The sequence below is a fragment of the Sphingomicrobium astaxanthinifaciens genome (genome assembly GCF_022865105.1).
GTDB lineage: Bacteria > Pseudomonadota > Alphaproteobacteria > Sphingomonadales > Sphingomonadaceae > Sphingomicrobium > Sphingomicrobium astaxanthinifaciens.
Window position 1 is genome coordinate 92,358 of sequence record NZ_JAKNYM010000001.1, and the last position, 22,885, is coordinate 115,242.

Sequence of the window (22,885 nt, forward strand, 5' to 3'; positions counted from 1 at the left end):
AGCCTCCCGGGACATGACGGGACAAGTCTTAGCAGCAAATGGCGGCAAAGTCGCCTCCCCCGTGACGCGCACGGGGGAGGCGCTTGCCCGGCGGCGGGTGGACGCCGCCTAGAACCGCAGCCCGAGCACCGCGAGCGCCTGGTGCTTCTCGATCTCGCTGTCATAGCGGGCGAAGCGATATTCGGCGCCGAGATAGGCCCCGCGACCGACGTAGAAGCGCCCGCCCGCGCCGACCCGGAAGCCGTCCTCGTCGCTCTCGACCAGCTCGTAGAAGGTCTCGGTCCCGCTGTTGATGGTGAGGTCCTGGATCGACATCACGTTGGTGTAGCCGCCCTTGAGATAGACGTCGCCGAGCGGGCCGACGGGCACGGTCAGCCGGCCGCCGACATAGAGGTCGCGCTCGTTCTCGAAGGTGCCAGTCACGAAGCCGTCGACATCCTGGTAGGCGACCGCATCCTCGATCGAGCTCTCCCCCGCCTCGAGGTCAATGCCGAGCGCGACCAGCCCGAGCGAGATGTCGTAGCCGACCCCGAGCCCGAGATAGGCGCCGTCGGACTGATAGTCGGCGGCGGTGAAATCGGCACGGTCGCCCTCGAAGCCCGCCTGCAGTTCGATGCGCGGCCCCGAGGGCGCGAGGATCTGCGCCGACGCGGGGGTGGCGGCGGCGAGCGCGGCGAGCGCGGTGGCGGTGAAAAGGCCGTGTTTCAGCATGGTAACTCCTTGGACTGATGCTGCGAGTGTGTCCCGGTCCCGGCCATCCCCGGCGCGCGCTGAACGCGCCCTGAGACGCGGGTTCATCGGCGCGACAGGCAGGCGCCAAGCGGCTGGAATGGGCCGGGGAATCGGGGTGAAAGAAAATTCGGACCGCTGTGTCCTAGTGGCGCCCGAAGAGTTTTTCCACATCGTTGAGCGCCAGCTTCACCCAGGTCGGGCGGCCGTGGTTGCACTGGCCTGAATGCGGCGTCGTCTCGATCTGCCGCAGCAGCGCGTTCATCTCGGGCACCGAGAGGATGCGCCCGGCGCGGACCGAGCCGTGGCAGGCCATCGTGCCAGCGACGAGGTCGAGCCGGTCCTGCAGCGTGGGCGCCGCCCCCAGCTCGGCGAGCTCGGCGGCAATGTCGGCGAGCAGCCGGGGCGCCTCGACCTTGTCGCCGAGCGGCGCGGGGGTGGCGCGCACCAGCATGGTGGTCGGCCCGAAGCGCTCGATCTCGAGCCCGTGGCGGGCGAGGTCGGGAGCGGCTTCCTCGAGCCGTTCGCAATCGGCCTCGTCGAGCTCGACCGGTTCGGCGATCAGCAGCGGCTGGCTGGCGACCCCCTGCCCCTCGCGGCCCCTGCGCATCGCCTCGAGCACGAGCCGTTCGTGCGCGGCATGCTGGTCGACCAGCACCAGCCCGTCCTCGGCCTCGGCGACGATATAGGTGGCGGCGACCTGCCCGCGCGCCGCGCCGAGCGGGTGGCGCGCCGCCTCGGGGACGGGCGCGGCGGCGGGTTCGGCGCGCGCCAGCGGGGCGGCGGCGAGCACCGCGGCGAAGCCGTCGTTGCGCCCGGTCGGCGGCCGGTATGCGCCGGGGGTCTCGCGCACCATCGCGGCGTTGCCCGCCGCCGCGGGGGGCGGCGCGGCGTGCGCGCCCGCCGCGGCGAGCGCGCCCGGCGCGGCCGGCGGCTGTCCCTCGACCTGCCAGTTGGCGGGCTGCGCATGCTGGTCGCGCGCCGCCGAGAGGTGCCCCGCCTCCTCGAGCGCGCGGCGCACTCCCCCGACGATCAGCCCGCGCACCCCGGCGGGATCGCGAAAGCGCACCTCGGTCTTTGCCGGATGGACGTTGATGTCGACCTCGTGCGCGGGGCAGCTGACGAACAGCGCGGCGATCGGGTGGCGGTCGCGCGCGATCAGGTCGCGATAGGCGCCGCGCAGCGCGCCGGTGAGCAGCTTGTCCTTCACCGGGCGACCGTTGACGAACAGATATTGCTGGTCGCCCATGCCGCGGTTGAAGGTGGGCAGGCTGACCACCCCCTCGAGGCACAGGTCGCCGCGCCGGTGGTCGACCCCGACCGCGTTCTTGGCGAGGTCGGGGGTGAGCAGCGCCGCGACCCGCTCGGGCGCCGACTGCGGCTGGACCGCGATGATCGTGCGCGCGTCATGCTCGAGCCGGAAGGCCACGTCGGGGCGCGCCATCGCGAGCCGCCGCATGACGTCGAGCGCGGCCTGGTATTCGGCGCGCGGGCTGCGCATGAACTTGCGCCGCGCTGGCACCTTGGCGAACAGCTCCTCGACGGTGACGCGGGTGCCCGGCGGCACGCTGGCGGGGGCGTCCTCGACCCGCGCGCCATGGTCGACGACCCGGCGCCAGCCCTCGCCGTGCGCGGTCCGGCTCTCGAGCGTGAAGCGCGAGACGCTGGCGATCGAGGGCAGCGCCTCGCCGCGAAAGCCGAAGCTGGTGACTTCCTCGATCGCCTCGTCGGGCAGCTTTGAGGTGGCGTGCCGTTCGAGCGCGAGCCCCATCTCGGCGGGGGTCATGCCATGCCCGTCGTCCTCGACGAGGATGCGGGTGGTCCCGCCGCCCTCGAGCCGCACGCGGATGCGCCGGGCGCCCGCGTCGAGTCCGTTCTCGACCAGCTCCTTCAGCGCGCTCGCGGGGCGCTCGACCACCTCCCCCGCGGCGATCCGGTCGACGAGCGTATCGGGAAGCCTTCTTATTGACATATCAACCTTATTCGCCCACTTGTTCGAAGCGCCTGGAAGCCCCTGAATCCCGTGGAAATTCAAGAAGCTTTCAACAGTGTTTGTTTAACCATTGGAGACTGCGAGCGCCCCCGTGCGTTGCGGCCACCATAACAGCAAAGTGGAAGACTCCCATATGTTCTGGACGAAATGGTTCAAGTGGATGAGCCATGACATGGCCATCGACCTCGGCACCGCCAATACGCTCGTCTACGTGCGCGGGCGCGGCATCGTGCTCAACGAGCCGTCGGTGGTCGCGATCGAAACGGTCAACGGGATCAAGCGGGTGAAGGCGGTCGGCGACGACGCCAAGCTGATGATGGGCAAGACCCCCGAGGCGATCGACGCGATCCGCCCGCTGCGCGACGGCGTCATCGCCGACATCGACGTGGCCGAGGAGATGATCAAGCACTTCATCCAGAAGGTGCACGGCGGCAAGATGCGCGCCTGGCGCTTCCCAGAGATCGTCATCTGCATCCCCTCGGGCGCGACCAACGTCGAACGCCGCGCGATCCGCGACGCCGCCTCCAACGCGGGCGCGAGCGCGGTCTACCTGATCGAGGAACCGATGGCCGCCGCGATCGGCGCCGACATGCCGGTGACCGAACCGGTCGGCTCGATGGTCGTCGACATCGGCGGCGGCACCACCGAGGTCGCCGTCCTGTCGCTGCGCGGGCTCGCCTACACCACCAGCGTTCGCGTGGGCGGGGACAAGATGGACGAAGCCATCTCTTCCTACGTCCGGCGCAACCACAACCTCCTGATCGGCGAGGCCACCGCCGAGCGGATCAAGAAGGAAGTCGGCATCGCCAAGCCGCCCGCCGACGGGATCGGCGAGACCGTCTACATCAAGGGCCGCGACCTCGTGAACGGGGTGCCCAAGGAAATCGCGATCAACCAGGGGCAGATTGCCGAGGCGCTGTCTGAACCCGTCGGCACGATCGTCGAGGGGGTGCGCATCGCGCTCGAGAACACCGCGCCCGAACTGGCCGCCGACATCTGCGACCAGGGCATCGTGCTCACCGGCGGCGGCGCGCTGCTCGAGGGGCTCGACGACGTGCTGCGCGACGAGACCGGGCTGCCCGTCATCGTCGCCGACGACCCGCTGACCTGTGTCGCGATGGGGACCGGCCGGGCGCTCGAGGAAGACCAGTTCCGCGGCGTGCTGCTGACCGTTTGACCAAGGGGCAGTCGATGGCGGCGAGCAAGTTCCGTCGCCCCGGGTGGTCGCGGCGCGCGCAATACAGCCTGTTCTTCAGCTTCGTCGCGCTCGCGGCGGGGCTTGCGCTCGGGCTGATCCTGCTCGCCATCTCGGTGGTCGCGCCGCGCACCTTCGACGGGCTGCGCGGCGCCGCCACCGACGCCACCCGTCCCGCCGCCGAGGCGCTCGCCGCGATCGGCTCGACCGTCAACGGGGTGTTCACCGGGGCGGGCAATTATTGGGACGCGGCCAGCCAGAACGCCGAGCTCAAGGAACAGCGCGATCGGTTGCGGCGCCAGGCGCTCGCCGCTGCCGCGCTCGAGCGCGAGAACGAACAGCTCAAGGCCGCGCTCGAGCTGCGCGAGCGGGTGGTCGAGACGATCGCCGCGGGGCGGATCATCGGCTCGAGCCACGACAGCGTGCGCCGCTTCGCGGTCCTCTCGGCGGGACGCGCCAGCGGGGTGCGCAACGGCATGCCCGTGCGCAGCCCCGACGGGCTGCTCGGGCGGATCGTCGCCACCGGCGCCTTCTCGAGCCGGGTCCTCCTCATCTCCGATCGCTCGGCGATCGTGCCGGCGCGCATCCTGCGCACCGGCGAGCCCGTGATCGCGCGCGGGATGGGCGACGGCAATGTCGACCTGCGTCCGCTCGAAGTCGGGCGCAACCCGTTCGAGCCGGGGGACATCATCGTCACCAGCGGCACCGGCGGCCTCTACCCCCCGCGGCTGCCGGTCGCGCGGGTGGTCCGGCTCGACGACGACGGCGCGGTCGCGGTCCCGCTCGCCACCCCCGCGCAATCGAGCATCGCGCTGGTCGAGGCCCCCTACGAGCCCGTCGCGCTGGCCGATTATGACGCGCCGCTCGAGGAGGCCGAGGCCACGCTGCCCCCGGACGCGCTGCAATAATGGCGCGGCGCGCCCGGCCTCGCCCCCGTCCCGCCGGCTTCGCGCAGGGACCGCGTCCCTTCGCCGAGATCGTCCCCGCCGCGAGCATCGCGCTCGCCAGCCTCCTCGTCGCCATCCTGCCGATCGTCTCGACCAAGGGATGGTGGCCCGATGCGGGCTTTATCATGCTGCTCGGCTGGCGGATGCACCGCTCGGACCCCTTCCCCAACTGGTGGGCGATCCCGCTCGGGCTGCTCAACGACCTGCTGGCGATGCACCCGATCGGGCTGTCGGTGGTGACCTTCTGCTTCGCGCTGCTGGCGATCGATATCGTCGACGCGCGCAAGCTCGGGCGCAGCTGGGTGACCGAATGGCTGCTCGCCGCGCTGCTCATCCTCGTCGCCGAGTTCCTGCAATGGTGGGTTGCGGCCATTCAGGGCGCGGCAATGCCGCTCGGGGCATTGTGGCCGCCGGTCGCCATCACCGTCTTCGCCTTCCCGATCGTCAGCGAACTGGTAGCGTGGCTCGACCGTTACCGCCTGCGCAAGACTGGGGTATAAGCACCGTCCATGGCCAAGCCGCCCAAGAAACCCGCCCGCTTCACCGAGGCCCAGCGCGATGAGGCGTTCAGCCGCCGCTCGCTGCTGGTCGGCGGGATCCAGACGGTGCTCGGCGGCGCGCTGATCGCGCGGCTCGGCTACCTGTCGATCAGCCAGAACCAATATTACCAGACGATGGCCGAGGACAATCGCGTCCAGATGATCATCGTCCCGCCGCGGCGCGGCTGGCTCGTCGACCGCAACGGCAAGCCGATCGCGATCAACCGGTCCGACTTTCGCGTCGACATGATCGCCGACCAGGTCCCCGAGGGGCAGGTCGAGGTCACCCTCAAGAAGGCGGCCGCGCTGCTCGACCTTGACCCCGACCAGGTCGAGCGGATCAGCACCGAGCTGGCGACCAAGTCGGGCTACCAGCCGGTCCAGCTCGCCGAGAATGTCGCCTATGAGAATTACGCCGCGGTCACGGTGCGCCTGCCCGACCTCGAGGGCGTGCTGCCCCAGCGCGGCTTCTCGCGCTATTATCCCGCGGGCAGCGCGGTCGGCCACCTGGTCGGCTATGTCGGGATCGCCAACCGCGAGGAATATGTCGCCGAGGACAAGAACCCGCTGCTCGTCACCCCCGGGTTCAAGATCGGCAAGGAAGGGCTCGAGGAGGTGCTCGAGCCGCAATTGCGCGGCCAGCCCGGCGGGCAGCGGGTCGAGCTGACCGCGCGCGGCAAGCTGGTGCGCGAACTCGAACCCAAGCCCGACCGCTCGGGCAATACGGTGCGGCTGGCGATCGACGTCGACCTGCAGGAATATGCGGCGCGGCGGCTCGGGCTCGAGAGCGGCGCGGTGGTGGTGATCGACGTGCCGACGGGCGACATCCTGTGCCTCGCCTCGATGCCCGCCTACGATCCCAACAGCTTTTCCGACGGCATCGGCCGGACCGAGTGGAAGCTATTGTCCGAGAACGAGCGGCGGCCGCTCGTCAACAAGACGGTCAACTCGCTCTATCCCCCGGGCTCGTGTCTCAAGCCGATGAACACGCTCGCCTTCCAGGCCGCGGGGATCGACCCCGACGAGCGGGTGCATTGCAACGGCGGCTACCAGCTCGGGCGGCGCTTCTTCCGCTGTCTCAAGCGGCATGGCTCGATGAACATGCGCGATGCGATCATGAAGAGCTGCAACACCTATTTCTACGCGATGGCGCACCGCACCGGCTATGACGTGGTCGCCGAGATGGCGCGCAAGCTCACGCTCGGGATGAAATACGACCTGCCGCTGGTCAGTCAGAGCTACGGCACCATCCCCGACAGCGAATGGAAGCTGCGCAAGTACGACCAGCGCTGGACCGCGGCGGATTCGCTCAACGCCTCGATCGGGCAGGGCTATGTCATCCTCAACCCGCTCCAGCTCGCGGTGCACACCGCGCGCATCGCCAGCGGGCGCGCCATCCTGCCGCGGCTGATCGGGGTGCACGCGGACAGCGCCCCGCCGCTCGACATCCCCGAGGAGCATCTCGCGGTGACGCGCCAGGGCATGTGGCAGGTGGTCAATGCCGCCGGGACCGCGGGCACCGCGCGCGTGCCCGTCGAGGGGGTCGAGGTGGCGGGCAAGACCGGCACCAGCCAGGTGCGCGGGCTGCAATATGGCGACGGCAAGAACGTGCCGTGGAAATACAAGGATCACGGCCATTTCGTTTGTTACGCCCCATTCGACCAGCCGCGCTACGCGATGGCGGTGACGGTCGAGCACGGGGGCACCTCGGGCGCCGCGACCCCGATCGCGCGCGACGTGATGACCTTCCTGTTCGACCGCGAGAAGGCGATGGAACAACTGGTCGCCTACGAGGAGCAGTGGGGCGGATCGCTCGCCGAGCGCGAGGCCGCCTTCCAGCGCCGGGTGCTCGAGCTTGCGCAAGCCAATGCCGCCGCGCGTGCGGCGAGTGACGAGACCGCCTGATGCTGTCCTCGATCATCCCCCAGCCGCTCGCCCGGCTCCCGTGGAAGCTGATCGTGCTGGTGCTCCTGATCGGCAGCTTCGGGATCGCGCATCTCTACTCGGCGGCGGGGGGCTCGGTGCAGCCGTGGGCGCTGCGCCAGGGGCTGATCTTCTTCACGCTGCTGCTCGCCGCGATCGGCATCTCCTACGTCCCCGAGAGCTGGGTCAAGGGGCTCACCCCGGTCGCCTATGTCACCGTGCTGCTCATGCTGCTGGCGGTCGAATTCGTCGGCTTCGTCGGCATGGGCGCGCAGCGCTGGATCGACCTCGGCTTCATGAAGCTGCAGCCCTCGGAATTCATGAAACCGGTGATCGTCCTCATGCTCGCCCGCTTCTACGAACTGCTGCCGACGGGCGACATCCGCCGGTGGCGCGCGATCTGGCCCGCCGCGCTGCTGATCGGGTTGCCGGTCGGGCTGACGCTCATCCAGCCCGACCTCGGCACCGCGCTCGCGCTGGCCTTCGGCGGGGTGGTGGTGATGTTCCTCGCCGGGCTGCCATGGTGGCTGTTCGCGGGCGGGCTCGCCGCCACCGCGGCCGCGCTGCCGATCGCGATCAGCTTCCTGCACGAATACCAGCAGCGGCGCATCCTCATCTTCCTCGAGCCCGAGGCCGATCCGCTCGGGGCGGGCTACAACCTGACCCAGTCGAAGATCGCGATCGGCTCGGGCGGGTTGTGGGGCAAGGGCTATATGAACGGGTCGCAGAGCCACCTCCAATATCTCCCCGAGGGGCACACCGATTTCGCCTTCTCGGCGATCGTCGAGGAATGGGGGCTCGTCGGCGGGGTGGCGCTGATCCTCGCCTTCGCCGGGGTGATCCTGTGGGGGATGCGGGTGGCACGCCGCGCGCAAACGCGCTTTGCCCAGCTCGCGGCGGCGGGGCTGACGATGACCATCTTCTTCTACGTCTGCATCAACCTCATGATGGTGATGGGGCTGGCGCCGGTGGTTGGCATCCCGCTCCCGCTGGTGAGCTTCGGCGGGTCGGCGGTGATGACGGTGATGCTGATGATCGGGCTGCTGATCGCGTTCGACCGGCAGGCCAAGACCGCCGAACGCGCGCGCCGCGCCGGGCTGCGCGGCTAGCCCCCTCGGGCGCGCTGCATTTTTTGGGTTGCAATCGCCCCCCAGCCCCGTTAGAGGCCCGCTCACCGCATCGACGGAGCCATCGGCGCCGCGGTGCAATTCGAAAAGTGTGGACGCATAGCTCAGTTGGTAGAGCAGCTGACTCTTAATCAGCGGGTCCTAGGTTCGAGCCCTAGTGCGTCCACCATTTTCCCCAAAGACTTAGCGCTGACGCGGAAGCGCCATTCCGACGAGTCAGCGCGCGCCATCCTGACAAGTCACCTGATCGCCAGCGGATTGGCGCCGGAGCGTTGCCCCCGACGAGGCGGGGCGCCGCGCGCTCGACGCTGCGATGGGGAACGGGCACCGGGTCCGAAATGTAGGGTCTTGCAAAGGAGACCTGCATGACGACTGGAACCGACGCGCACCGGGACGCGCCCAAGCCGGGCAAGTGGCTCACCTTCGGCGCCATGATCGCGACGTCGATCATGACGATGTTCGTGCTCAAATATGCCAACGTCTACGAACCCGGGCACCTCTTCTTCTCGCAGACCCGCATGTGGATGGCGCTGATGATGGGCATGGCGATGATCGTCATCATGCTCGGTTTCATGTGGGGCATGTACAAGACGCTGGCGACCAAGATCCTCGTGCTCGTCGGCGCCGTGCTCGGCTTCTTCCTCTTCCTCTATCTCGCGCGCAGCCAGGCCACGGTCGAGGACGAGGCGTGGATGAAGGCGATGATCCCGCATCATTCGATCGCCGTGCTGACCAGCCGCCGCGCGCAGATCAGCGACCCGCGCGTGCGCGAACTCGCCGACGCCATCATCGAGGCGCAGGTGAAGGAGATCGCCGAGATGAAGCTGCTCCTCGAGGATATCGAGCAGCGGGGCGAGTTGGGCGATGGCACGCCGCTGCCACCGCGCAGCGCCGCGCTCACCCCCGACCTCTACGACAAGGCCAGGAAGGCGGTCGAACGCCCGCTCACCGAAGAGGCGCGCGAGGCGGTCGACGTCGATCGCTGAGGCCGCGGCTCAGGCGGCGAACAGGTGCCCCGGGCCGTGCGACAGTTCGCCGCCGAGATAGCCCTGCACCGCCACCGCCAGCGCCAGCGCGACCAGCGCCGTTCGCAGCAGCACTCGCCGCTCGCTCGCGCGCCCGGCGTGCCACGCCAGCGCGACCGCCACCAGCGCGATCGCGCTGCCCATCCAGCGATGCCATTGCATCACCGCATCGCCCCCCAGCCAGGGGCCGGTATGGACCCAGCCGAGCAGGGCGGCGACGAGCGCGCCCGCCGCGCCGGTCACCAGCAGCAGCCGGACCGCCGCATCGGCGCGCCATCGCCGGCGCGCGATCCCCGCGACCTCGAGGAACGCCGCCACCAGCAGCAGCGCGATCGGGAAATGGACCGACAGCGGGTGCAGGTTTCGCGCAACCGCCATCGCATCGGCGCGACGCGGCGCGGCCTCGGCGGGTGGCGGCGGGCCGGGCACTTGCGACCGCGTCTCGGGCGCCGCCATGGCCATCTCGGTCGCAGGCGCGGCCTCGTCTCCATGCGGCTCGCCGCGATGCGCGGCGGCGGGGGCGGCGATCGTCAGGGCCAGCATGAGCACGGCCGATGCAAAGCGCAGGGGCAAGGCGCGCCTCATCGCCGCGCCCGTTCGAACAGGTCGATCAGTTCGGAGAATTTCTGCTGCTGATCGCGCGCGTCCCCACTGGCAATGGCATCGGCCACGCAGCTGGCGGCATGGTCACGCAGCACCTGCGCCTCGACCTTGGCGAGCGCGGCCTTGATCGCCTGCAACTGGTCGAGGACCTCCATGCAGTAGCGATCCTGTTCGATCATCCGTGCCACCCCGTTCACCTGCCCGGCCACCCGCGCCAGTCGGTTAATCCTGTCCTGCTTTCCGCTCGCCACGACGATTCGACCTCCCATACCCTAAGGGGGTATATACGAACGGGCGATGCATGCCTATAAGCGCGGCCATGACCGAAGCTTCCATGATGATGTCGCGCCGCGGCCTGCTCGCCAGCGCGATCGCGCTCGGCGGCGTTGCCGCCCTGCCCGTTCCCGCCTGGGCGCGCGGGCGCTCGCTGACCCACGCCACCAACGGGTTCGGCACGCTGTCGGGCGAGGACATCCGCCTCTCGATCGGCGCGCACCACTTCACCACCGGGGCGCGCAGCGGCCATGCCATCGCGCTCAACGGCACCGTGCCCGGCCCGCTCCTTCGCCTGCGCGAGGGCCAGCAGGTCCGGCTCCACGTCACCAACCATCTCGCCGAAGACACGTCGGTGCACTGGCACGGGCTGCTCGTGCCCTTCCAGTTCGACGGCGTGCCCGGCGTCAGTTTCCCCGGCATCCGCCCCGGCGAGACCTTCACCTACGATTTCAAGGTCCGGCAGGCGGGCACCTATTGGTACCATTCGCACTCGGGACTGCAGGAGCAGGCGGGGCATTACGGCCCGATCGTCATCGACAGCGCCGAGCCCGATCCGCGCTATGATCGCGACTATGTCGTGCTGCTGTCCGAATTCACCCCGATCCACCCGCACGAGATCATGCGCAAGCTCAAGGTGGGCGAGCATTATTTCAACCGGCAGATGCAGACCGCGACCGAGGGCGACATGCCGCTGGCCGAGCGCCTCATGTGGGGCGGCATGCGGATGAATCCGCGCGACATCGCCGATGTCACGGGGGCGACCTATACCTATCTCGTCAACGGTCACGGCCCCGCCGACAAGCTGGCTTTCGACTTCACCCCCGGCGAGCGCATCCGCCTGCGCTTCATCAACGGCTCGGCGATGACCTTCTTCAACGTGCGCATCCCGGGCGTGCCGATGACGGTGATCGAGGCCGACGGCCAGCCGGTCGCGCCGGTCGAGGTCGACGAATTCCAGATCGGCACCGCCGAGACCTATGACGTCATCGTCGAGCCGGGCGACGGCGCCCACGCGATTACCGCCGAGGCGATGGACCGCTCGGGGCTCGGCGTCGCGACGCTGACCAGCCACAAGGGCCATCTCGCCACCCCGCCGCGCCTGCGCGAACCCGTCACGCTGACCATGGCCGACATGGGCGTGGGCGGCGGGGACCATGGGGGGCATGGGAGTTCGGACGGCATGGACCATTCGATGCGCGACAAGCGCCTCGTGCCCGACGACGTGAAGGTCGGCCCCGGGGTCGACATGATCGCCCCCATGCCGGTCGACCGCATGGACTTCCCCGGCCTCGGGCTCGACACGGTCGACCACCGCGTGCTGCGCTACACCGACCTCAAGGCGGCGCGGGCGAACCCGCATCGCGCGGTCGAGCGCGAGCTGGAGATCCACCTCACCGGCAACATGGAACGCTACATGTGGTCGTTCGACGGCAAGAAATTCTCCGCCGTCACCGACGACCCCATCCGCTTCGGCTATGACGAGCGCGTGCGGGTCAAGCTCGTCAACGACACGATGATGGCGCACCCCATCCACCTGCACGGCCATTTCTTCGAGCTGGTCAATGGCGCCGACCACATGCACCAGCCGCTGAAGCACACGCTGGTCGTCCAGCCGGGCGGCACCGCGACCTTCGACCTCACCGCCAACGAGCCGGGCGACTGGGCCTTCCACTGCCACCTCCTCTATCACATGCACGCGGGCATGATGCAGGTGGTCACGGTGCGCCCCTTCCCCGAACCGGAGGGTGACGCCTGATGCGCATGACCGCCATTCTCCTCCTCGCCACCGCCGCCACCCCGGCGCTCGCGCAGGACCACCAGCACCACGGCCAGCACCCGCAGGTCCATGCCAAGGAGCCGATTGAGGACCCGCACGCGGGTCACGCCATGCAGCGGCCGCAGCAGCATTCCGAGGAAATCGATCATTGCGCGATGGGGCACCTGCCCCCCGAGCAATGCCCGCCCAAGGAGGCGGCCGAAGAGGAAGCCGCCCCCCACGCGGGGCACGCCATGCCCGACCCGCAGGCCGCCGATGACCCGCACGCGGGCCACGCCATGCCGGGCGACGACAAGGCGGTTCCCGGCGCCGCGCCCGAGAGCGCCGTCCCGCCCCGCGCCTTCGAAGGCCCGCGCCACGCCGCCGACCTCATCTATGGCGAGGCCGCCATGGCCCCCGCGCGCGAACAGCTCCACACCGGCCATGACGGCTTGATCACCGGGATGGTCATGCTCGAGCGCTTGGAGGCGCGCCTTCCCACCGAGGGCGGCGATACCGGCTACCTGTGGGACGCGCAGGGCTGGTACGGGGGCGACCTCAACCGCTTCGTCGCCAAGACCGAGGGCGAAGGCGCCTTCGAGGAAGGCCTCGAGGAGGCCGAGGTGCAGGCGCTCTACAGCCGCGCGATCGGCCCCTTCTTCGACCTGCAGGCGGGCGTCCGGCTCGATCTCGAACCCGAGACGCGGCCCCATGCCGTCCTCGGCGTACAGGGGCTTGCCCCCTACATGTTCCACGTCGATGCCGCGCTCTTCCTGTCGGACCGGGGCGACCTCACCGCGCGGCTCGAGGGCGAATATGACCAGAAGATCACCCAGTCGCTGATCCTCCAGCCGCGCCTCGAGGTCGAACTGGCCGCGCAGGACGTGCCCGAGGCGGAGATCGGCGCGGGGGTGAGCAAGGTCGAGGCGGGCCTTCGCCTGCGCTACGAGTTCGTCCCCGAATTCGCCCCCTATGTCGGGCTCGACTATGAGGCGAAAACCGGCCGCACCGCCGATCTCGCCCGCGCCGAGGGCGAGGATGTCGCCGGGCTCAAGCTCCTGCTCGGCCTGCGCGCCTGGTTCTGATCGCGCCGTCCATCCCGCCCCGTCCGCGCGTCGGTCACTGCGGCGCGAGGACTTGCTCGCGCAGGAAGCGGATGAAGAAGGCATCGGCGCGCCGGGCGGCCTCGCGGTCCGGCACGAACCCGGGTCCCGGAACCTGCCGATCGAGGCTGCGCGAAAGCAGGTGCCCGCGCCCGGGTACCGCGTCGAGGCGACAGACGCCGCCGAACTGGCGCTGCAAGCGGCAGAGACGCTGCGAGGTCTCGATCGGGTCGATCGCATCCGCGGCCCCGTGGACGATCGCGATCGGCGGCAACGCCGCCGCCATGGTCTCCAGCGGGGCGTGCGCACGCGGATCGGCCCTGCCCCTCAGCTGCGCCGCGAAACGCGGCGCGTGGCCGAGCACGTCGAGCCCGGGGGAGAAGAGCAACAGCGCGGCCGGGGGCGGCCGGTCGGGCCGGCAACCATGGGTGATGCTGTTGACCGCCAGATGGGCACCCGCCGACACGCCGTAGAGGATCACCTTCGAGCGATCGAGGCCGGCAAAGCGAGGGTCGCTCCGCACCCAATCGAGCGCGGCGCACGCATCCGCCAGCGCCTCCAACGGCGTGATCCGGTCGTTCGAGAGACGATATTCGACCGCGACCGAAGTGAAGCCCGCCTCGGCAAAGGCCCGCGCCGTGTCGAAGGTGGCCGCCGGCGAACCGGTGAAATAGCCGCCCCCATGGAACAGCAATATCGCCGCGTCGGTGCGCGCGTGCGGCGCGGGATCGAAGACATGGGCCTCAAGCGCGCCGTGCCCGGTATGGCGATAGACCCGTGTCTCGGGCGCGCGCGCCACGTCGGTCGACCCGATGAACAGCATCGCCGCGACCAGAACCGTCCATCCCGCACCCATGTCGCCCCTCCCCTGCGCATCGCCCCGCCACGTCGCGCGCGAGCGATCACCAGCCTAGGGCGCGGTGGCGGCCGGGGCAAGCCGTCATTAACTTGCATTAATGTCGTTCGCGCCCTAGGATCACCGGCCTGTAGCCAAGGGGGAGGGAACGGCGGATGCACAACTGCGGTCTATTCTGGGCGACGGGGGTCGCCAGCCTCCTCGCGAGCGCCTCGACGCAAGCGCATCCGGTGGGGGAACCCAGCCTCGAGGAGGTTCGCGCCGCGGCCGAGCGGTTTGCCGACGTCGAGGTGGCGCTGGCCGAGGGCTATGTCCCCGATCCCATGAACAAGTGCGAGACTGCCGAGATGATGGGGCGCCCCGCCGAGGAAGGGGCGATGGGCATCCATTATTTCCGCCCCGACCTGCTCGGGATCAAGGGGCCGCCGAGCCCGCGGGTCGACGGCGATGGGACGCATACCGATTTCCGGCAGCCGGCGGTGCTGCTCTACGAACCGCAGGCCGACGGTTCGCTCGAACTGGTGGGGGTCGAGAACCTCGTGTTCCGCGCGGCTTGGCTGGCGGCGGGCAACGCCGGGCCGCCTACCTTCCACTGCGTGGCGTGGGACGAGATGGCCGATAACCCCGCGACCGCCATCGACGAGGCGCACATGTTCGAACCGCATTACGATCGGCATGTCTGGGTGTTTCGCGACAACCCCAACGGGGTCTTCACCCCCTTCAACCCCGCCGTGACCTGCGATCACCACAAGGCGACGACGGGGGGCAGCACGGCAGCGGACGACTAGCCCGGCACCCTGCCCAGCGCCTGACACGTCATCAACCGAGCTGCATTATCCGCGTCAATCTGCGCTTCGTGCCCGCCGATTGGCGGCTAGTGGGACGCGCCTTTGATCAGAAAATGCGCAATGGTGTGGCCCGTGATGCAGCCCTCACCAGGAGCCGTCCCTCAAGGACCGACCCCTCGCTTGAGCGGCAACGCTCACGACCAGTCGTACAACCGGAAACAATCAGGCGGCTTCCGATTCTGTCTTGGGCTCGGCGGAGCACACACGGTCGCGTCCAAGCGACTTAGCGTCGTAAAGGGCCTCGTCAGCATAACGCATCGCACGCTTCAGCCCAATCGCTGCATCCAACTTTGCGGCACCCACACTGACGGTGCAGGCACGACCGTTCAAGCAGCTCATCGTGGTAGCTCGCAGGGCATCACAAATACGGTTTCCAAGGGCCACAGAGGCTTCCAAATTAGTTTCCGGTAGAAGGATTGCGAATTCCTCACCCCCGATCCGCCCCATCACATCGGTCTCGCGAAGCTGTGCACTAGCGACCGTCACAAATCGAGCAAGCACTTCATCGCCAACGTCATGCCCGAACTCATCATTGACCGATTTGAAGTGGTCGATATCCAAGATGAGAATTGCGCAATCTCGGTGATACCTAGAGATCCTCGAAAGCTCCGCCTCGGCAGCTTTGGTCCAGGCCCTTCTGGAAAGAGACCCCGTGAGCGTATCAATGGAGGCAATTTCGCGTAGCTCGAGTTCGTCTACAACAATCCGAGCGAAATTCTCGAGGATGGCGATCTCGGCCTTGGTAAATTCCCGCGGCTTGGTATCGATCGCGCACAGAGCGCCCACATTGTACCCGTCGCTCATTTTAAGAGGAATTCCGGCGTAGCTACGGATATTCGGTTCGCTCGTGACAAGAGGGCTCTCAGCCATAAACGGATGCTGAGCGGCATCTTCGACGATGAAAGGGACTTCATTCTGAATCGTATGCGTACAAAATGAGATGTCACGGGCGGTTTCGCTCGTCGGCAATCCGCAGGATGCCTTAAACCACTGGCGATCGGTGTCGACTAGCGAAACAGCACTGATAGGAACGTTGAGGGTCTGCTTGACTAGCGAAACGATATTCTCAAACGGCTTCTCGACAGAGGTGTCTAGGATCTGAAGTCGATTGAGAGCCCTGATCCGGCCTTGTTCATCGGTTTTCAGCTTATTACGCATTTTAGCCCCGGATCTCCAAAATCGTTCGAGTAAATTCAGCTTCGAAGCTTGCGAAGGCTCCAGATACAACTTGACGGATCATCTCTTCCGAGGCCCCGCTACTAGCAAGGGAAAGGGCAAGACCCTCGAGATTCTGACGATGATCCTCGACCTTTGAGCGCAGTACTTCCGGGATATCCCGTTCGCCCAGCGGTTGGATTAGTTCGTTTACAAATTTCGTTGCAGAGTTGCTCATAATCGCTTTCGCATCCTCGATTTAACTGAGCATCTCGAAATTTCGTAACCATCGGGTTGCCGCCCCCTACGTACTTTCGCGTAATGGGGATCGAACATGCGGCCGTCGATAGATGAGAACCAGGGTCAGCGCGAAACCTAACCAGAGATGCAATCGGTCCTCGCAAGCCTCCCAGCCTCTCACGATGCAACCGAAGATCGAATGCGTCCAGGAGGGTCGCGCCTCGCCATCCTAATTTGTCGTCCTAGCGCACCTCTATTCCGATCCATGCAGCCCCTCGATGAACGTCCTAGCGTAAGAAAACGATGGTCGACTGTGGTGCTCACTGGCGAGCACGTTAAGCGTCGAAAGATAGCGCAGTTGGTTCGCCTCGGGCACCTCCGCGAGTCAGCTTCTTCTGGAGTGATGAGCTACATCTTCAGCAGGTCACAGAGGGTGCGTTAGAACCGTTGAAAATTCAGTCTCAGGCGGCTTTCCCGGAGGCCGTGCGGCTTTCCGAAAGAGCTGCCTTTAGCAGCGGAGCTGGGCGTCCAAAGTGATAGCCTTGGAAGCTCGTGCAACCCAGCGCAGACATAGCCATCATTTGCTCCTCGCGCTCGATGCCTTCAGCGGTTACAGCGATGCCAAGCGCTTCTGCCAAGGACACAATTGCAGTGATGATTGCCTCACTTTTAGGAGAACCTGCCGCTGCCGACTGAACAAAATCACGGTCGATTTTGATCATCGAGAAGTTCATCTTTTCGATGTAGTTGAGCGAGCTGTAGCCGCGCCCGAAATCGTCCAGAGCAAATGTCACGCCAATTTTGTTGAGGCTGGCCAGCAGTGCTTCCAGTTGCTCGTCCATCTCAAGAACGACCGACTCTGTGAGTTCGAGGATCAAGCGATGAGGTTCAAGACCGCTTTGTGCCAACGCGTCGACGACGGTGCCTAGGAATGCGTTGTTGTGCAGCTGCAGCGAAGAGACATTGACGGTCAACTTCACGTCCTTCGGCCAGGTTGTAGCAGCCTCGCAGGCAGACCGAAGCATCCAGCACCCTAGCTGCTCAATCAGCAGCGCGTTTTCAGCGATCGGAATGAACACACTAGGCATAATCGGGCCGCGGATAGGGTGATTCCACCGCATCAGCGCTTCGTAATAAACAACCTTGCGACCGTCAGAACTCACAATCGGTTGGTAGGAAATGTCCAACTCGCCGTTCTGCAGCGCGGCTTCCAGATCCGCCTCAAGATTGGACCGCTCTTCCAGTTCTCGTCGCATACGAGGCTCGAAGGTAACATGCGTACCGCGACCCCGAGCCTTGGCTTCATATAGCGACAAGTCTGCGTTGGTGAGTAGCGAACTCGTAGTCGCCCCACTCTCCCCAAACGCCGTAATGCCAACCGAAGCTCCGATGGTCATGTCATGACCCTCGATGCGATATGGCGCGCTGACCTCCTCGATCAGGCGCTTGGCGATTGCTTCACCTTCCGCGATAGTCGAGGGGGGCGGCAAAATCACCCCGAACTCGTCGCCGCCAAGTCGTCCGATGATCGCAGCGTCGCCCGTTGACGCACGGAAACGCTTGGCGACGTTGGCCAAGAGGTGATCGCCTACAACGTGCCCGTATATGTCATTCACCTGTTTGAACCTGTCGAGGTCAATTAGCATAAGCACGCCTTGCTGGCCCGCTTCCGTCGCGCACGCCTGATATTTCTCAAGGAGTGTGCGGAAGTGCTCTCGCGCATAAAGATCGGTAAGACCATCATGCTGCGACACGTAGACTAGCCGATCGTTGGCTGCCGCAATTGCGCGCCGACTGCGTGCGACCGTTCGAAGGGTGAAAAGTGCGCCCAGGAAAGCGATAATTGCGAACGCAATCCCGGCACTCAGAAGATAGACTTGGTTCTGAGCCTTAGTGAGGCGCACCGCATTGGCAGCCTTTTCAGCCGACAAACGTGAGATGCGTAGTTCGCGATTGGCGGCATCGAAGCGGGCTGCGAGAAGGGCATTATTTGCTTTGGCTGACAGATCGCGTGCCTGCCCCTCCAATCGGTTGAACGCCAAGAGGTGGGCATTGGCGCGCTCGTACATGCCAAGTGCGGAAAGTGCGTTAAACGCGGTTTCGTGGAAATCGCGGAAGTAGCTCGGCGTCGTGGCCAGGTCCAACCCGTCGAATGTGCGTGCGATGTATCGCTCTGCAAGCTTAAAGTTACCGCGGTCGACCGCGATCTGAGCTCTGACGCCATAAAGAAAAGGTGCCCATTGCTCTGCCCCTGCGTCCACGAGGCCGAGGCCGCGCATCAAAGTTGCTTCAGCGTTATCCAACTCGCCCTTCAGATAAAGCGTTGAGGCAATGTTAGTAAGGATCCGCGCCTCGAGGAGCGGACTCTCCATGGAAGATGCAATTTCGAATGCCTCATTAAACGCGCTTTCGGCATCATCGTATCGGCCCAACTCCTTAAACGCATTGCCGAGATTGTTCTTAGCGGACAAGGTTAGGGCCTTGTCCTCCGGAAACGCCGCACTGGCCTGCTCATAGTAGCCGAGCGCGCGCTCATAATCGCGCGCGTCCGCATATAAAGATCCAATGTTTTGCAGGACGATCGCACCGCTTCGATCATCACCGAGAGCTTCGTACCGCTGATGAGCATCGGTGTAAGCTGCAAGGGCGTCTCCATACTCCCCACGGTACGCACTATTTGATGCTCGTGAGCGGAGAAGGTCCGCATGCAATTTACTATCAGGCGCGATGCGTTCGACGTCACGCAGAGAGGCCTCGATAATCTCCGCAGCCTCCGTGCCGCGGTTGAGGCGCATCAGCGCCTCGCCTTCCAACCACTTCGCGGTCAAGCGCGCCATTGATAGACGCTGGCCATTGCCACTCGCCAGGTCATGAGCTTCACGCGCCGCTTCAAGAGCAGACGCGCTGTCAGCCATCATGTTATTCTTCGCAAACTCGATCTTTTGATCAAATTCCTCGGGTGTGCTTGCGGAAACAGGAGTGGCAGCGACGACAGTCAACGCTGTGAATGCGACTGCCAAGCCTTTTCGAAAATTGTCCGACACTATTTTTTGCCCCCGAGACACTACTCAATTATCCAAGACATCGCTTAGATTGATTAATTTTTTTTGTGGATGTGCTGATTAGAAGCCGATATTCAAACTTCCGCCCAGAACATGGCTTTGCGGCATGTTTTCCGCGCCGGCCGCTTCGTACCGAGCGTACAGCGATAGTTCGCCTCGTTGACTGACTGGCACGAGGTAAGCAGCCTCGCCTACAAGACGTCGCTTGCCCTTAATACTGAAGGTCTGAACAACCTCTCCGAGGTCACCCGTCTCTCGATCAGTCACCCCGAGACTTACAAGTTCCATCTCCCCGCGCTCGACGTTGAGTGGCTGGGCAACAGAGATACGGATCGCATCCCGTTTCGCCAGGAGACCGCTCTTTTTAACGGTTAATTGCGAGGCCGAACTGAGGATGGGAGACGTCGCTGCAATCGCCTGCCCTTCCTCCATTTCGCTCCGCGCTAGCGTTGCAGAGGCATCTATCGAGAATCCGCCAGCTAAGTCTAATCCAGCCGAGAGACTGACGGACTCAGTAGCCGAACCCGACCCAATAAGAGCAGGAAGCGTCGATTGAGTCCCAAAGAGAGCATTACCCTCATTGAGTCTTGTGTATTCCAATTCCAGCCCAAAGCCGCTGGCAAGCTGGTGGTCCACTTTGACAGAAAGCGCACTCGCCCGATGGTCCTCAAGGCGGTCACGCAGTTTAAATTCGATCGGGTCCAAGCCCACCATGTCGTCAGCGCCCGTACGCGCGTGACTGAGCCCCACCTTTACGCCCGTGTGCTCGCTTAGCTGGTAGCGCGCCGCGGCAAAGGCATCGCCAGAGGCAAACCCAAGAACTGGATTGACGCCCCCCAGGTGCCGGTCATGGTCGCTGACCATGTTAAAGCGACGACCATTAAGCGCCAGCGCACCCTGCCCGGATCCCACTGTCAGTTGGATGCGGTTGGTAGGATCTTCCATGGTGGCAGCCATGTGCGTAGGCGTGAGAATTCCATCATGGGTCAGTCGAGGCAAGATTGCATCGTAGCGAAGCCCCCAACTGCCAATCCGAGGCCGCTCCATCGATTGGATATCGCTAAATCCAGCCCGGCCATCGCCATCAGAATCGGTGCCCCCACTGAGAATCCACTCGGCAAATCGGCTGCTGATATAGCTTTGCAGGTATTGCCAGCTACCGTTCACATTGGTGCTCTTGCCATAGAGAACGGTCGACATGGGCACGCTGAAATCTCGGTGGGTGTCACCGATATGTTCAAGCATGTGGAAGAAGACCTCCGAGGTCTCCCACGTCGAGGGAATTCCAGAAGCCACAATGTCTTGCGCTCGCGCGTTGTAGCTGTGGTAAAAACGCCCTTTCTTTTCAAAAAGCGTGAATTGAAGGGCGCCGAAATCGAGAGGTGATTGCGAAGCAATCACGTCGAGCATTCCCCAGCCATAAACTGGGTCGACACCTGGGTCGCCGAGGTCACGAGCCGAACGGAAAATAATCTCGACCGTCTCGTCTGGATGCTGGGCAAGCCAAGGCCAACGGTCATGAATGAGCGCGATGGCCCCCGAGACAAGCGGGGCTGCAAACGACGTGCCTGACCGGCGGACGAAACCCCCCTGCCCATCAGCAACAAGGATCATCTCACCCGGGGCGACGATGAAGCGGTTCTGCAGTAGGTTTTCTTCGTAGCAAACGCCATTATCGAGCAGACAGGCATTGCCTGGCTTATTCGAAAATTGCGAGATAGAGCCGCTCGGATTCACCGATCCCACGACGATCAGCGAGGGGTCAGTTGCGAAGTTCCATTCGATATCCTGAGTCTGAGCCACACCGTCGTTGCCGGCAGCGACCACATAGACTGTATCGTCCTTGAAGGCAGCCACAAGAGGATCTGAGAAAACGTCGTTCGTACCAGGCGCGAGCGTCCAGCCACTCTCGCCGAGAGAGAGGTTAATGATACTGGCCCTAGGATCCGTATCGAGACCGAAAAGTTGCAGCGTTTTCAACGCAACGATGGCCGTCGTTACGTCGGACCACTCTGCCGTACCGTCCACGCCAAAGGGATTATACGCGGTGATCTTCGCGTTCGGCGCGATGCCCATCACGCCTTCACCGTCATGGGCGGCATAGATGAGGCTGGCGACACCAGCGCCATGTCCCCCAAGGTCGACCTCATTACCGCCAGACCAAAGGACGTTATCAGCAAGGTCCGCGCTTGAAACAATCGAACTATCGATGATGCCGATCACCGTATCCGCACCCGATCCCTGCTGCTGAGTAATTGCGGGCGTCCAGTTGATTGCCCCCATCCAATGATCGACATGGTCGAACCCAGAATAGGTCATCAAGCTGTCATGCCAGTCCATGAAAAAACGCGCGCGATCAATTGCGTTTAGATTGGCAAGGCTATTGGGATCGTTTATATCAATTCCGTGCCGCGCGAAAATTACGTTGGCAAACGCTTCTTCAAAACTTTTCCCGGTTTTTTCGGCGACCTGACTGCCCCATTTTGCCTTCGATTTATCCATCAGCGCGAGAAGCTGACGATGAACGGAATTCAACGCGGTAGCATCTGCCACAGTGAGAAGAGCAACATCCGAAACCTGAACTGCCGCCCACTGCTGATCAATATCGCTCCAGGCAGCGGTCGTCTCTGCCCAAAACTCTCCGACGCCCGTCAGATAAGTTGAATTCAGGGCTTGGGTGCCGTTGTGAAAGGCCTGAATATCGCCCCAGAAGGCCTGGATATCACCGTAGAATGGATTGATGGTTCCATAGAATGGCTGAATGGTCCCATAGAAGGGTTCGATGGTGCCATAGAAGGGGTTGATGGTACCATAGAACGGATTGATAGTTCCCCAGAACGCCTGAATATCGCCGTAGAAAGGATTAATCGTCCCGTAAAAGGGATCGATCGTTCCGTAGAGCGGATCAACCGTGCCCCCGGCAGTTTCAACCACGCCATGACGGAGGGACTGCGGTGTAACCACCGCAGTTTGACGACCGCTCTGGATCGTAGGTTCAACCTTGTCCCGAGCATACGCAGCGTGGCTTGCTGATACCATGATAGCGGCACTTGCTACACTGATGGCGTACTTGGTTTTCATGGCTGTTACCCCTTCACCTTCGGACCCCGCTTTTGGGGCTCACACCGAAAGCTATTAACTCAGCCGCACTAACGCAGGGGTGACTGGAAGCCGTTAATACGAATTTAATATCAAAACTCGGGCATTTCAGGGCTTCTTCTTCCCCCCGAAGACGGTATTTCAGGGAATAGACAGCAAATGTCGGCCGAAAATTTCACCAAACGTTAAGACTTTTGAAGCCGATCGAGCTAAGTGACTACCTCAGCAAGGCACTATGAGATCTTGCCGACACTGCGCCACCTCATGCCGCTGCTGCGGGCCGCGGTGACCCGAAGAATGTCGATGGCTCGCGAAAGCGGGTAGGCTGGGAGCGAAGCGATGCTACTACGCACAACGGTCTAGCGACACGGCCAAGAGCGACCGTGCCGAGCGCGCCACGCAGGACCAC

The 22,885-nt window shown here is 64.6% G+C and carries 18 protein-coding genes and 1 tRNA gene; 10 read left to right on the forward strand and 9 right to left on the reverse strand.

Going from position 1 to position 22,885, the window contains the following annotated elements:
- Positions 1–108: 108 nt before the first annotated feature.
- Both L8951_RS00455 and mutL read right to left on the reverse strand, forming a co-directional pair.
- Complete coding sequence (locus tag L8951_RS00455; RefSeq protein WP_244381010.1) at positions 109–711, reverse strand: outer membrane beta-barrel protein; 603 nt, start codon at positions 709–711, stop codon at positions 109–111.
- Positions 712–874: 163 nt separating this feature from the next.
- Positions 875–2,701, reverse strand: a complete 1,827-nt coding sequence (mutL, locus tag L8951_RS00460; RefSeq protein WP_244381011.1) for a DNA mismatch repair endonuclease MutL — start codon at positions 2,699–2,701, stop codon at positions 875–877.
- 154 nt (positions 2,702–2,855) lie between these two features.
- On the opposite strand from mutL, the gene L8951_RS00465 reads away from it, so the two are divergent.
- The 7 genes from L8951_RS00465 to L8951_RS00495 all read left to right on the forward strand — a co-directional run bounded on the left by L8951_RS00465 (position 2,856) and on the right by L8951_RS00495 (position 9,439).
- Positions 2,856–3,899: a rod shape-determining protein gene (locus tag L8951_RS00465; protein ID WP_244381012.1), complete on the forward strand. Its 1,044-nt coding sequence runs from the start codon at positions 2,856–2,858 to the stop codon at positions 3,897–3,899.
- 14 nt (positions 3,900–3,913) lie between these two features.
- Positions 3,914–4,825: a rod shape-determining protein MreC gene (locus L8951_RS00470; protein WP_244381014.1), complete on the forward strand. Its 912-nt coding sequence runs from the start codon at positions 3,914–3,916 to the stop codon at positions 4,823–4,825.
- Positions 4,825–5,364: a rod shape-determining protein MreD gene (gene mreD, locus L8951_RS00475; protein ID WP_244381016.1), complete on the forward strand. Its 540-nt coding sequence runs from the start codon at positions 4,825–4,827 to the stop codon at positions 5,362–5,364. Before L8951_RS00470 ends, mreD begins: the two co-directional genes overlap by 1 nt.
- A 9-nt stretch (positions 5,365–5,373) precedes the next feature.
- Complete coding sequence (mrdA, locus tag L8951_RS00480) at positions 5,374–7,308, forward strand: penicillin-binding protein 2 (protein ID WP_244381018.1); 1,935 nt, start codon at positions 5,374–5,376, stop codon at positions 7,306–7,308.
- The gene (rodA, locus tag L8951_RS00485) at positions 7,308–8,435 is read left to right on the forward strand and encodes a rod shape-determining protein RodA (protein WP_244381020.1); all 1,128 of its coding nucleotides are present in this window, start codon (positions 7,308–7,310) and stop codon (positions 8,433–8,435) included. Before mrdA ends, rodA begins: the two co-directional genes overlap by 1 nt.
- 111 nt (positions 8,436–8,546) lie before the next feature.
- A tRNA-Lys gene (locus L8951_RS00490) sits at positions 8,547–8,622 on the forward strand.
- Between the two features lie 196 nt (positions 8,623–8,818).
- Positions 8,819–9,439, forward strand: coding sequence for a DUF305 domain-containing protein (locus L8951_RS00495; protein WP_244381021.1), 621 nt, complete (start codon positions 8,819–8,821; stop codon positions 9,437–9,439).
- Positions 9,440–9,448: 9 nt separating this feature from the next.
- On the opposite strand, the gene L8951_RS00500 is transcribed toward L8951_RS00495, so the two are convergent.
- Both L8951_RS00500 and L8951_RS00505 read right to left on the reverse strand, forming a co-directional pair.
- Positions 9,449–10,021: a DUF2231 domain-containing protein gene (locus L8951_RS00500; RefSeq protein WP_322597136.1), complete on the reverse strand. Its 573-nt coding sequence runs from the start codon at positions 10,019–10,021 to the stop codon at positions 9,449–9,451.
- Positions 10,022–10,059: 38 nt separating this feature from the next.
- Positions 10,060–10,332: a metal-sensitive transcriptional regulator gene (locus tag L8951_RS00505; protein ID WP_244381023.1), complete on the reverse strand. Its 273-nt coding sequence runs from the start codon at positions 10,330–10,332 to the stop codon at positions 10,060–10,062.
- Positions 10,333–10,400: 68 nt separating this feature from the next.
- Here L8951_RS00505 and L8951_RS00510 point away from each other — a divergent pair, with 68 nt between their 5' ends.
- On the forward strand, positions 10,401–12,113 hold the full coding sequence (locus L8951_RS00510) for a copper resistance system multicopper oxidase (RefSeq protein ID WP_244381024.1): 1,713 nt from the start codon (positions 10,401–10,403) through the stop codon (positions 12,111–12,113).
- Entirely contained in the window at positions 12,113–13,198 is a 1,086-nt protein-coding gene (locus L8951_RS00515; protein WP_244381025.1) for a copper resistance protein B, read from the forward strand. The genes L8951_RS00510 and L8951_RS00515 overlap by 1 nt, the downstream gene beginning before the upstream one ends.
- 34 nt (positions 13,199–13,232) lie before the next feature.
- On the opposite strand, the gene L8951_RS00520 is transcribed toward L8951_RS00515, so the two are convergent.
- The gene (locus L8951_RS00520) at positions 13,233–14,039 is read right to left on the reverse strand and encodes an alpha/beta hydrolase (RefSeq protein WP_244381026.1); all 807 of its coding nucleotides are present in this window, start codon (positions 14,037–14,039) and stop codon (positions 13,233–13,235) included.
- Between the two features lie 188 nt (positions 14,040–14,227).
- On the opposite strand from L8951_RS00520, the gene L8951_RS00525 reads away from it, so the two are divergent.
- Positions 14,228–14,860 carry a hypothetical protein gene (locus L8951_RS00525; RefSeq protein ID WP_244381027.1) on the forward strand — a complete coding sequence of 211 codons (633 nt, stop codon included), beginning with the start codon at positions 14,228–14,230 and terminating at the stop codon, positions 14,858–14,860.
- A gap of 222 nt (positions 14,861–15,082) precedes the next feature.
- Here the strand turns inward: L8951_RS00525 and L8951_RS00530 are convergent, their stop codons facing one another.
- The 4 genes from L8951_RS00530 to L8951_RS00545 all read right to left on the reverse strand — a co-directional run bounded on the left by L8951_RS00530 (position 15,083) and on the right by L8951_RS00545 (position 22,458).
- Positions 15,083–16,078, reverse strand: a complete 996-nt coding sequence (locus tag L8951_RS00530; RefSeq protein ID WP_244381029.1) for a sensor domain-containing diguanylate cyclase — start codon at positions 16,076–16,078, stop codon at positions 15,083–15,085.
- Position 16,079: 1 nt separating this feature from the next.
- Positions 16,080–16,313 (reverse strand): hypothetical protein, encoded by a 234-nt coding sequence (locus L8951_RS00535; RefSeq protein ID WP_244381030.1) that lies wholly within the window; start codon positions 16,311–16,313, stop codon positions 16,080–16,082.
- 463 nt (positions 16,314–16,776) lie between these two features.
- Positions 16,777–19,335 carry an EAL domain-containing protein gene (locus tag L8951_RS00540; RefSeq protein ID WP_244381031.1) on the reverse strand — a complete coding sequence of 853 codons (2,559 nt, stop codon included), beginning with the start codon at positions 19,333–19,335 and terminating at the stop codon, positions 16,777–16,779.
- Positions 19,336–19,437: 102 nt separating this feature from the next.
- The gene (locus L8951_RS00545) at positions 19,438–22,458 is read right to left on the reverse strand and encodes a S8 family peptidase (RefSeq protein ID WP_244381032.1); all 3,021 of its coding nucleotides are present in this window, start codon (positions 22,456–22,458) and stop codon (positions 19,438–19,440) included.
- Positions 22,459–22,885: the final 427 nt, after the last annotated feature.